This is a genomic window from Agrobacterium sp. 22094 (genome assembly GCF_052046015.1).
GTDB classification, from domain to species: Bacteria; Pseudomonadota; Alphaproteobacteria; order Rhizobiales; family Rhizobiaceae; genus Agrobacterium; species Agrobacterium cavarae.
In genome coordinates, this window is sequence record NZ_JBQEPX010000001.1 from 626055 (window position 1) to 637942 (window position 11888).

At 58.4% G+C, this 11888-nt stretch carries 8 protein-coding genes; 6 read left to right on the top strand and 2 right to left on the bottom strand.

Annotation, left to right across the window (positions count from 1 at the left end; translation table 11 throughout):
- Positions 1-34: 34 nt before the first annotated feature.
- Positions 35-1240 (bottom strand): glutamine-hydrolyzing carbamoyl-phosphate synthase small subunit, encoded by a 1206-nt coding sequence (gene carA / locus ACTJK5_RS03000; RefSeq protein ID WP_440611812.1) that lies wholly within the window; start codon positions 1238-1240, stop codon positions 35-37.
- A 326-nt stretch (positions 1241-1566) separates the two neighbouring features.
- On the opposite strand from carA, the gene ACTJK5_RS03005 reads away from it, so the two are divergent.
- The 4 genes from ACTJK5_RS03005 (at position 1567) to ACTJK5_RS03020 (ending at position 8055) form a co-directional block, all read left to right on the top strand.
- Complete coding sequence (locus tag ACTJK5_RS03005) at positions 1567-2019, top strand: GatB/YqeY domain-containing protein (RefSeq protein ID WP_062440409.1); 453 nt, start codon at positions 1567-1569, stop codon at positions 2017-2019.
- Between the two features lie 400 nt (positions 2020-2419).
- On the top strand, positions 2420-4405 hold the full coding sequence (gene dnaG, locus ACTJK5_RS03010; RefSeq protein ID WP_440611813.1) for a DNA primase: 1986 nt from the start codon (positions 2420-2422) through the stop codon (positions 4403-4405).
- A 494-nt stretch (positions 4406-4899) separates the two neighbouring features.
- On the top strand, positions 4900-6954 hold the full coding sequence (gene rpoD / locus ACTJK5_RS03015; RefSeq protein WP_062426456.1) for an RNA polymerase sigma factor RpoD: 2055 nt from the start codon (positions 4900-4902) through the stop codon (positions 6952-6954).
- Between the two features lie 96 nt (positions 6955-7050).
- Positions 7051-8055 (top strand): DUF930 domain-containing protein, encoded by a 1005-nt coding sequence (locus tag ACTJK5_RS03020; RefSeq protein ID WP_440611814.1) that lies wholly within the window; start codon positions 7051-7053, stop codon positions 8053-8055.
- A gap of 34 nt (positions 8056-8089) precedes the next feature.
- Here ACTJK5_RS03020 and ACTJK5_RS03025 read toward each other — a convergent pair whose 3' ends face one another.
- The gene (locus ACTJK5_RS03025; RefSeq protein ID WP_440611815.1) at positions 8090-10642 is read right to left on the bottom strand and encodes an HWE histidine kinase domain-containing protein; all 2553 of its coding nucleotides are present in this window, start codon (positions 10640-10642) and stop codon (positions 8090-8092) included.
- 298 nt (positions 10643-10940) lie between these two features.
- On the opposite strand from ACTJK5_RS03025, the gene ACTJK5_RS03030 reads away from it, so the two are divergent.
- Complete coding sequence (locus ACTJK5_RS03030; protein WP_113266843.1) at positions 10941-11363, top strand: secondary thiamine-phosphate synthase enzyme YjbQ; 423 nt, start codon at positions 10941-10943, stop codon at positions 11361-11363.
- Between the two features lie 128 nt (positions 11364-11491).
- A complete protein-coding gene (locus tag ACTJK5_RS03035) occupies positions 11492-11836 on the top strand; it encodes a hypothetical protein (RefSeq protein ID WP_062426460.1) in 345 nt (114 codons plus the stop codon).
- Positions 11837-11888: the final 52 nt, after the last annotated feature.

The window sequence follows — 11888 nt, forward strand, 5'->3', positions numbered from 1 at the left end:
GGCCGAGCATTATCTGGAATAAAGCCGAGTCTTATCAGCGCTCTGCGAGGGCCGGTTCGCCCTTCTTCTCACGCAGCAGGTTGACGAAGCGGCGGAAGAGGTAGTGGCTGTCCTGCGGGCCGGGCGATGCTTCCGGGTGGTGCTGCACCGAGAAGACCGGCTTGCCGGTGATGCGCAGGCCGCAATTGGTCCCGTCGAAGAGTGACGTGTGAGTTTCTTCAATGCCTTCCGGCAGAGACTTCGCATCCACCGCAAAGCCGTGGTTCATGGACACGATTTCCACCTTGCCGGTGGTGAAGTCCTTCACCGGGTGGTTTGCGCCATGGTGGCCCTGGTGCATCTTCTCGGTCTTGGCGCCAACGGCAAGGCCGAGCATCTGGTGGCCGAGGCAGATGCCGAAGATCGGCAGATCGGTCTTGATCAGGTTCTGGATGACCGGAACGGCATAGGTGCCGGTTGCGGCAGGGTCTCCCGGGCCGTTGGAGAGGAAGACGCCATCCGGCTTCAGCGCCATGATGTCTTCGGCAGAGGTCTGTGCCGGAACGACGGTGACCTTGCAATCCAGACCGGCGAAGAGACGCAGGATGTTGCGTTTCACGCCGAAGTCGACGCAGACGACATGGTACTTGGCATCCTGCTCACCGAGCGTGCCGTAACCTTCGCCCCAAACCCACGGCGTTTCGCTCCAGACGGAGGACTGACCGGAGGTGGCTTCAATGGCGAGATCGAGACCGACGAGGCCGCTCCAGGCCTTTGCTTCAACCTTCAGCGCTTCGATGTCGAAAACGCCGTTCGGGTCATGGGCGATCACTGCGTTGGGTGCACCGTTTTCGCGGATCCAGGCGGTCAGCGCACGCGTGTCGATGCCGCACAGCCCGATGATGCCGCGGCTCTTCAGCCAGTCGTCGAGATGCTTGGCAGCGCGATAGTTGGACGGGTCGGTGATGTCGGCCTTGAAGATGACGCCAACCGCGCCGTGGCGAGCTGCCGGCGTCAGGTCTTCGATGTCTTCGTCATTGGTGCCGATATTGCCGATATGCGGGAAGGTGAAGGTGACGATCTGGCCGAGATAGGATGGATCGGTCAGGATTTCCTCATAGCCCGTCAGCGCGGTATTGAAGCAGACTTCCGCCTGAACCTTGCCTGTCGCGCCGATGCCGGTTCCCTCGATCACGGTGCCATCTGCAAGAACGAGCATGGCGGTCGGTTTGCGTGTTGTCCAGGGAGCTGTCTCGGTCATCTCGTTTTCCGTTTCTGCCGGTCCGGCCCGCCTCTTGAAAGGCAGGACGAAAGCGGTCATGTTTTCTCGCGGAGCAAGGACGCGCGAAAGCCTTCGCGTCGTAACCTTCGTTAAATTCTCGTGCAGGTGCCGGAAAATAACGGAAGCGGTCCGTGCGGTCAACCGCGGGGCCGGTGAATCCGCAGGAATTAAAAGCAAGCTTCTTCAAAGACTTGAGCAAAGGGTTTGCCGATTGACGCCTGCTCGTTTATGTCACCCGCACAATTGTTAAGGAAAGTCCTGGGCTCGAAATATCTTCACGTCCGGCTTTCCAAGGAGAAACTGAGATGATCCGCGATACATTCGCAAGCGCCCTGAAAGAAGCCATGAAGGCCAAGGATGCCCTTCGCCTGTCGACGATCCGTCTGGTGCAGACGGCCATCAAGGATCGCGATATCGCCAATCGCGGCGTCGGCAAGGAGCCTGTTTCGGATGAGGAAATCCTGCAGATTCTCGCCAAGATGATCAAGCAGCGCGAAGAATCCTCTTCCATCTATGAGAAAGCAGGACGCGAAGAGCTTGCCAAGCAGGAGCGTGACGAAATCGCCATCATCAAGTCCTTCATGCCGGAAGAAATTCCAGAGGCGGAGGTTCGTGGCATCATCGAAGGCGTGATTGCCGAAACTGGCGCATCGGGCCTGCGGGACATGGGCAAGGTGATGGCTGTTCTGAAGGAACGCTATCCGGGCCGTATCGATTTTGGCAAGGCATCGGGACAGATCAAGGATCTGCTGAAGTAAATCCAGCCACCTTTGTAAGACGATGAAAATAAGAAAGGCAGGGCCTATGTGGGAGCCCTGCCTTTCTTTTATCGGAAGGTGCGCCTGCGGACTGGCGACCTCTTATCGGGCGAGCGGTGGGGGGATTTCGCCCGGGCCTTCCGATGGTACTCATCACTCTCGACCTCATGTCGATGATGAGAGATTGCCACGCGTCTCCGTCCTCTTCAAATTACAAATAGGTAATTTGGGGCGGTTGGTTTCTGCCGCAATTTCGCCCGAAGTTTCGATAGAGCCCCTGCTTTGCGTTCAATGGCGGACACTGTGAATAACGTGTACGAGGTCGCGGCAGGCTTGGTATTTGGCAGCCGACAGGCTTATATAGAAGATCGCCGGATGGCCGGCTGAGATTTCAGGTACAATGCGCTTTTCAAACTCCTTCCTCGACGAGATACGCGACCGGGTGAACATCTCCGATGTCATCGGCAAACGCGTGACGTGGGACAGGAAGAAGAGCAACGCCTCGAAGGGCGACTTCTGGGCCTGCTGCCCTTTCCATGGCGAAAAGAGCCCGAGCTTCCACTGCGAGGATCGCAAGGGTCGTTACCATTGCTTTGGCTGTGGCGTTTCCGGCGATCATTTTCGCTTTCTGACGGACCTCGACGGCATGGCCTTCCCGGAGGCCGTGCAGCAGATTGCCGATATGGCGGGCGTTGCCATGCCGCAGCCGGATGTGCAGGCCGAGCGGCGCGAGCGGGAACGCGCGTCGCTTCAGGACGTCATGGAAATGGCGACCCTGTTTTTCCAGGATCAGCTGCAGACGGCGGCAGGGGCGAGAGCGCGTGCCTATCTGCGGGATCGAGGGCTTAGCGGACGCACCATCGAGACCTTCCGGCTGGGTTATGCGCCGGAAAGCCGCAATGCGCTGAAAGAGCATCTTGCGGCCAAGGGCATCACCAAGGAGCAGATGGAGGCCTGTGGCCTTGTCGTGCATGAGAACGTGCCGGTCTCCTATGATCGTTTCCGCGACCGCATCATGTTTCCTATCCTGTCGTCGCGCGAAAAGGTCATCGCCTTTGGTGGTCGCGCCATGGCGGCGGATGCGCTGGCGAAATATCTGAATTCGAACGAAACAGAACTCTTCCACAAGGGCAGCGTCCTTTACAATTTTGCCCGTGCGCGCCGCGCCACCCAATCCGCCGGCACGGTGATTGCGGTGGAAGGCTACATGGATGTGATTGCGCTTTATCAGGCGGGCGTCGAAAATGTCGTGGCACCACTTGGCACGGCGCTGACCGAAAACCAGCTTGAGCTCCTCTGGAAGATGGCGTCGCAGCCGGTTCTCTGCTTCGACGGTGACGGCGCCGGTATTCGCGCGGCCAATCGTGCGGCGGATCTGGCGCTGCCCTATATCAAGCCCGGACGCTCTGTCAGCTTCGCGCTGCTTCCCGACGGCAAGGACCCGGACGATCTCGTGCGCCACGAGGGCAGGGCGCCTTTCGACCGCGTGCTCTCCGAGGCAAAGCCGCTGGCTGCGATGATCTGGAGCCGTGAGACGAGCTCGACCGCTTTCGATACGCCGGAAAAACGCGCCGAGCTGGAAAACCGGCTCCGCCAGATCGTGTCGGTGATTGGTGACGAAAGCGTGCGCCGCTTTTACCAGCAGGATATGCGCGACCGGCTGAATGCGTTCTTCCAGCCGCAGTTTCAGCGCGGCGGCAACAACATGCCGAACCGCAACTTCGGTCGCGGTGCGCAGCCGAATGGCAGGAATGGACAACGCGGGCAGGGTGCAGCCTCTCCAGGCGGTGGCGGCCGGATTTCCGAGCGGCTCAGCCAATCCGGTCTGGTCAAAGGCTATCTGACGGCGCCGGCGCTTCGCGAGAGCGTTCTGGCACTGACCATCGTCAATCATCCGCAGCTGCTGTTGGAGGAATATGACGAGATTGCCGCCATCGACTACGAGAACCGCGATCTTCAGCGTCTGTGGTCGCAGGTGCTGACCTATGCGGCGGAGAATGGCGCGGAGCTGTCTCGCACCGGGTTGATGGAGCGGTTGGAAGCACATGGTTTCGACGCGATGGTGAAGGCGATGAACCAGCAGGTGCGCAATGCGCGGCTCTGGACCGCGACCGAGCAGGCAGCACCTGAGGATGCGCGTGAGTGTTATATTCAGGCGCTATCGCTGCACAAGCGTACCAAGGCTCTGCGCTGGCAGATGGTCGATCTCGAACGGGAAATTGCCGAGGCCATTGAGGCCGGAGATAGCGAACGCGTCACTCTACTGATGCGCGCCCTTTCCGAGGTGCAGCTTGAGATCGGCCGGATGGAAAACCAGGAGGCGATCATCGATGGCTTTGGTGTGATGTCGGGCAGGGTGAAGGGTCCGGCTTACGGGCATGGGTGAAGCGTGTTTCGATGGTGGAGTTCTGTCGCTCAGGCGCTAGCGTCTTGGGTTGTTGCCCGCCGTTACCGCAAAATCGCGTGACGCATTCGTGCAGCGTGCATTCGTTGTTTCGACGCGCTCAGGCTTGCCTTTTGTAATTATTGCCCTAAATAGGGGATAAGTTGGTGAAGGCCCGCAAAATGTTGCCGCTATGACGGCTTTTTCGGTTTTTAACCCTAGGTCTGGCCGGAAAGGCTTGACGTAACGGGAAATAGCGGGAATCACCATTTCAGGAAAAGTAAGGTGGAATGGACCTTGGCGGATCGAAACTGCATGAGCATGTATTTCCGAATGCACTGTCTTAAGGTTCCTCCGGTAAGTGCCGCGTTTAATCGGCAGTTAAAGATCATTCCGTTAGGTGTTTGACGTGATTCGGGGCTGTCGCCGGAAACCTTTCCAAGGTGGACGGCGTTGGCCCAAGGCGGATGTGAGCGTCAGGGAAAGCGACGAGATAGATGGCAACCAAAGTCAAAGAAAACGAAGAAGCTGAAAACGAACGCGATGGCGCGACGGATGGGCCGCTTCTCGATCTTTCGGATGACGCGGTCAAGAAAATGATCAAGGCCGCCAAGAAGCGCGGCTACGTCACCATGGATGAACTCAACGAAGTTCTGCCATCCGATCAGGTCGATCCCGATCGCATCGAAGACATCATGGCGATGCTCAGCGAAATGGGCATCAACGTGGTCGAGGACGAAGACGCCGAGGAAGCTTCCCCCGAGGCTGACAACGACGATTCCGACAGTGACGAGTCCGAAGGTGGCGAACTTGCGCCTTCGAGCGGCACGGCACTTGCGGCTGCCAAGAAGAAAGAGCCGACCGACCGCACCGACGACCCGGTGCGCATGTATCTGCGCGAAATGGGCTCGGTGGAGCTTCTGTCGCGCGAAGGCGAAATTGCCATCGCCAAGCGTATCGAGGCCGGCCGCGAGACGATGATCTCGGGGCTGTGCGAAAGCCCGCTGACCTTCCAGGCGCTGATCATCTGGCGCGACGAACTGAACGAAGGCACGACGCTGCTGCGCGAGATCATCGATCTCGAAACGACCTATTCGGGTCCGGAAGCCAAGGCTGCTCCGCAGTTCCAGAGCCCGGAAAAGATCGAGGCTGACCGCAAGGCTGCCGAAGAAAAGGAAAAGACCCGCCGTGCCCGTAACCCGGGTGGCGATGACGACGTGACCAATGTCGGCGGCGAAGGTCTGCCGCCGGAAGAGGAAGAAGAGGACGACGACGAGTCGAACCTGTCTCTTGCCGCCATGGAAGCGGAACTGCGTCCGCAGGTCATGGAAACGCTGGACACGATTGCCGATACCTACAAGAAGCTGCGCAAGCTTCAGGATCAGCAGGTCGAAGCGCGTCTTGCCTGCACGGGTACGCTGTCCACCGGTCAGGAGCGTCGCTACAAGGAACTGAAGGATCAGCTGATCACGGCGGTGAAGTCGCTGTCGCTGAACCAGAACCGTATCGACAGCCTTGTCGAGCAGCTCTACGACATTTCCAAGCGCCTGATGCAGAACGAAGGCCGTCTGTTGCGTCTTGCCGAATCCTACGGCGTGAAGCGCGACAGCTTCCTTGAGCAGTATCACGGTGCCGAACTCGATCCGAACTGGATGAAGTCGATCGCCAACCTTGCAGCCAAGGGCTGGAAGGAATTTGCGCGCGAAGAAAACAACACGATCCGCGACATTCGTCAGGAAATTCAGAACCTGGCGCAGGAAACGGGTATCTCGATTGCCGAATTCCGCCGCATCGTTTCCATGGTGCAGAAGGGTGAGCGCGAGGCGCGCATCGCCAAGAAGGAGATGGTGGAAGCCAATCTTCGTCTGGTGATCTCGATTGCCAAGAAGTACACCAACCGCGGCCTGCAGTTCCTCGATCTCATTCAGGAAGGCAATATCGGCCTGATGAAGGCGGTCGACAAGTTCGAATATCGTCGCGGCTACAAGTTCTCGACCTACGCCACATGGTGGATTCGTCAGGCGATCACCCGCTCGATTGCCGACCAGGCGCGCACGATCCGTATTCCGGTGCACATGATCGAGACGATCAACAAGATCGTTCGGACATCGCGCCAGATGCTGCACGAGATCGGTCGCGAACCGACACCGGAAGAACTGGCTGAAAAGCTGGCGATGCCGCTCGAAAAGGTTCGCAAGGTTCTGAAGATCGCCAAGGAGCCGATCTCGCTTGAAACGCCCGTGGGTGACGAAGAAGATTCCCATCTCGGCGACTTCATCGAGGATAAGAACGCGCTTCTGCCGATCGACGCCGCCATTCAGGCGAACCTTCGCGAAACCACGACCCGCGTCCTCGCATCGCTGACGCCACGCGAAGAGCGTGTGCTGCGCATGCGCTTCGGTATCGGCATGAACACCGACCATACGCTGGAAGAAGTCGGCCAGCAATTCTCGGTGACGCGCGAACGTATCCGCCAGATCGAGGCGAAGGCACTGCGCAAGCTGAAGCATCCGAGCCGCTCGCGCAAGCTTCGCTCGTTCCTCGACAGCTGATCGGCAGTCGCACAAGATTTAAAACCCGGTCAGACGATGGCCGGGTTTTTTGCTTTCAACGGGTCCGATCTTCATTCGGCCAAGATATCACCGCCTATGGAAAAGCCACTGACACAGACGACGCGGCAAAGGAGTTGGACCGTTCCAATCTCCGTGCTGCTGCATGTCGTGGTGATTGGCGTTCTTTATTTTCAATGGCTTGAAACACCGCTCAAGCCTGCCGAGCCCGACAGTGTCAGCGTGGAACTCGTGGAGCCGCCCAAGGAGGAGCCACCGCCAGAAGCTAAGAAAGCGGAGGAAGCGAAGAAGCCTGAGCCGCCTCCACCTCCACCGGTTCAAACGCCTCAGCAGCCTGCACTGCCTTCGGCGCCGTCGCCGGCGATGCTGCCACCAGTCGCGCTTCGCCCTGAAGAGACGCAAGTCGATGAGAAGGACCAGCCGGGACGGCAGGAGGACACGGGCGGGGAGGCGAAGCCGGAGCCCAGTCCATCCAAGCAATCAGAAGCGGACACGAAAGCCGATCAGCCGACGGTCGAACAGGACGATGCTAAAGATGATCCGTTAAAGGCAGCGATGGAAGGTGTTCCTCAAGCTGCCACGGGCGAAATTGCAGCGGCTGAGACGCAGAGTGGTCAAGTAGCCGCTGTCGTTCCGACTCCCAAGCCTGAGGTGGATGAGACGAAAAGCGAGACGCAGAAGAAAGCCCCCGGTTCTGGCGACCCCAAGCTGAAGCCAGCACGAAAGATACTGTCCGGCGCTACTCTAGCGGACCCCATGTCCAGACAATTTCTCGCTGAACTCCCACCTCAGAAACGACTTGTTCAATTATGCACGGCTGAGGCCCTGGCTCAAATCTTTGCGGCTCGCGCCGGTCAAAGAGGACCAGGAGGACTTACGCCCTACACCGGAAAGGGTAGGGTGATTACCGCTAATGTTCTGGACGCACGCGGAGGGGCATTTAACGTCGGAACCGAGTGGTATGCCTTTGATTTCCATTGTGAGGCGGATATCGACAATTATGCAGTGACAGGCTTCAGTTACAATATCGGGAGCAAGCTGTCTGCTTCAGAGGCGAAGCAGCGAGGACTGCCTGCCCTCTAAGGCAGGCGATCCGATCACACTTTGTCGTTCGAGATCAGGCGTTGACTTTCTTGCCAACAAGCTTGCCGATGGACGACAGTAAGGAATCCTCGTCATAGGGCTTGCGGATGATCGGCACGTGCGCCAGTTCGCCCGGTACCATGATGCCGTCGGCGTAGCCGGTGGCGAACATGAAGGGGATTTCGCGTCTCAGCAACTCGTAGGCCACCGGGATTGAGGTATCGCTGCCGAGATTAATGTCGAGAATGGCTATGTCCGGCTTGGCCGTCTTGAGCTTTTCCAGCGCCATTGCGGAAGATGTCGCGGTTTCGATGTCGGTAATGCCATGCTGTTCCAGCATGTACTCCACGTCCATGGCGATCAGCATCTGATCTTCAACGAGAAATACGTTCAACTTTTCCTCCGGGGAATAGGATGCGAAATCGACTTTTCCGCCGATCTGCGTGTCGTTGGTCGTCTCCACGACACTGACCGAGGCATGGCGCGCGGGGATGAGAATTTGTGCTTCCAAGCCATGGGGCAGATAGTCGATACGGCTTTTGCCGCCGAGGTCATAGGGAACGCTGCGGCTGATGAGTGCCGTTCCGAAGCCGGTTTTTGCCGGCGGCGTTATTCTGGTGCGGGCTTTTTCCTGCCAGTCGAGCACGACGTCACGCCGCTCGTTGAGGCGCCAAGAAACAGACAACTCCCCGCCGGCGTGGGCAAGCGCGCCGTATTTGGCGGCATTGGTGGCCAGCTCGTGCAGGACGAGTGCCATGACCGAAAAGGCGCGCGAATCCAGCACCACGGCCGGTCCATCGAGCGTAATCACAGTTTCCGGCGAGCGATGAGGAGAAAGCTCTGCCTCCAGCAGATCCTTCAACATGCCACCACCTTCGCCGCGCACGACCTGATCATGGGCGAAGGAGAGCGCCTGGATGCGTCCCTTGAGCGCTGTCACATATTCCTGCAGGGTGCGGCCTTCCTGGGTGGGGTTGCCCACCAGAGATTTGATGATGGCCAGCACGTTCTTGACGCGGTGGTTCAGCTCTTCGTTCAGCATACGCTGGCGCACTTCTGCCTGCGCTCTCTCGTCTGCCATCAACTCGCTATGGCGGAATGCCACTTCCACCAGCGCCACGCGGGCCGCTTCTGCAATCTGCCGGTCTTCATCCGTCCAGGGCTGGGCCTGTTTGTGAACGGTTTCCTTCCAGATGGCAAAGCTCTTGCGCGGTGTCAGACGGTCGCCCATCGGGCCTGTCTGGTAGGATTTTTCCGGATTGCCACCCCAGTTCAGCGTCTGGATCAACTCCTTGCGGAAGAACAGGAGATAATCATTCTTCACCTGCGAGAGCGAAACGGCCATCAGGCCGGCCGTCACGCCGCTATACTCCTCGGCCTCGGGCAAGTGGTTGAAGAGCGCATGGGTTGCCCACACCTTGCCCTCTGCCACGGAGTGCAGGAGCCTGCCGATGTGCGGAATAGCGGTATCCGGCGGCGTGCTGCCGACGCTATACCAATTGTCGTTCATCAACAGACCGACGCCATCGCAGGGCATCAGTGTTTTGAAGTCATGCAGGTTGTCCGCCAGAAGCTCTTCGATATTCGTCTGGTGGGTGGCAAGACGCAGGAATCGATCGAGTGCTGCGTGCGCGTCCTGCGCGGTCATCAGCTTTTTCTGCTGCTTGAGTGCCTGCAGGTGGAGGGAAAAGAACTCGCCGAACATTTCCGCCGCAATGCGCACCGGCATGGGCAGGATTCGCGGAGAATAATGGTGACAGGCAATCAGCCCCCACAGCTCGCCCTCGACAATGATGGAAATCGACATGGAGGCCGACACACCCATATTGCGAAGATATTCCAAGTGAATGGGCGAGACGCTGCGCAGATGGGCGTAGGAAAGATCGAGATGCTCTCCGGATGCGTCGAGACGCGGGATGACTGGGACCGTTTCACCCTCTGTGTTGGAAATGATGCGCAGCGTGTTCTTGAGATACAGCGCGCGCGCCTGCTGGGGAATGTCGCTTGCCGGAAAGTACTGGCCGAGGAAGCTCTCGAGCGCGGGCTGCTTTGCTTCCGATATGACCTTGCCGGCGCCATCCTGCTCGAAGCGGTAGATCATGACCCGGTCATAGCCAAGCATTGCCTTGATCAGACGGGATGTACGGGAAATCAGACTGTCGACATTGTCGGCTTCGCGAATGCGATCGATCATCAACTGAGCCGTGTGAAGAGGCTGTGCCTCATCGGTCGCTGTTTCCAGCTCTATGATCGTGACGGACTTATAGCGATGGATCGCAACATCATAGGCTCTGTTATTGCCCATGCGAACATTGGGCAGAAGGGCGGCACGGTTGCTGTTTGCCGTCACCGTCAAGGCATTGCGCAGATCGTGCACGGCCGTATTGCCGAAGATTTCTTCGGTCTGGCGCCCGGTCAGGTCGCCTGCTATGCCAAGGAAGGCCTCGCAGTTCTCTGAATAGCGAAGGACTGTGCGCATTGCGTTATCGCACACGATCAAACATCCATGCGGCTGAATGCTGCCTGGAATGTGAATCGGTTCTCTATCGCAGTTTGTGAGATCGACCTTCTCGTCTAAAGGCATCATGGGTCAGTGTTCCAAGCGCAGTGTTATGCTGGACTGCAGGTGGGCCGCTCTTTGAAGGGAAGAGTTGGGCCAGTGGAAATCCCTTGTTATCTCTCTCCCTAAAGGAGAGGGTGCAAAGGTCCCAGAGCCGTTGTCTTGCATTTCGTCAAAAGTGCATATTCCAAGTTCTTCTGCGCTTGCAAGGCAATTCATAGATCGTCTCGTCCGTGGGGTGTGCGTCCAGTACGCACCGACTTTGCCCATAGTGAGCAATAACGGCCAGCTTTTACTTTGGTTCCAGCAGTAGGAAAGAATAATTATGCCGCAAAAGACGATTGAACTGAGCACGCGGGGACAGGGTCTTTACGAGTTTACCGATGAAGCTGCCGCGTTTGTCAGGAATGCCGGGATGGAGGAGGGACTTTTGACGGTGTTCGTGCGGCACACTTCCTGCTCGCTGATCATTCAGGAGAATGCCGACCCGGATGTGCAGCGTGATCTCAAGACATTCTTCTCGCGCCTCGTGCCGCCCTCCAGCGATCCGACGATGCGCTGGGTCGTCCATACGATGGAAGGACCGGATGATATGCCGGCGCATATCAAGGCGGCGCTGACACAGGTCTCGATCGGCATTCCAGTGTCCGCAGGCCGGATGATGCTTGGCACGTGGCAGGGCATCTATCTTTTCGAGCATCGGGATCGTCCGCACCGGCGCGACGTGGTGTTGCACCTTTCCGTTTGAGAGTTTCCCTTGCCTGAACGATGGGTGAATGGCCGGTTCTGATCATGTTCAGCAGCCCTTGATTAGTGTCTGCTCAATCGGTCCGGCGCAAATGCCAGGCCACGGTTTTTAAAAACGGAGCAAGACCCATGATTGGCAACTTTGTAAAAGCAGGTTTGGCAGCCCTTATCGCACTCGGCGGCGTTTCCGCCACAGCCACCAGCGCCTCTGCCGATGGTTTCCGGTACGGCATGTATGTTCAGGATGGCTATCGCCATGGCGGCCACGGTGGCCCGGGTTGGGGTCGTCCGGATCGCGGCCGTGATCGCTGCTCGCCTTGGCTTGCAGAAGAGAAAGCAAGCCGCATGGGCATTCGTCGCGCTCGCGTTGTCGATGTTTCGCCGCGCCGAGTCGTTGTCGCCGGCTTCGATCGCTACGGCCGCGACCGCGTCGTGTTCGCCAATGTTCGTGGCTGCCCGGTCATCCGCCGCTAATTCCTGATCGCTGATCCGATCAGAACAATGCCCCCGTCATGAGAATGGCGGG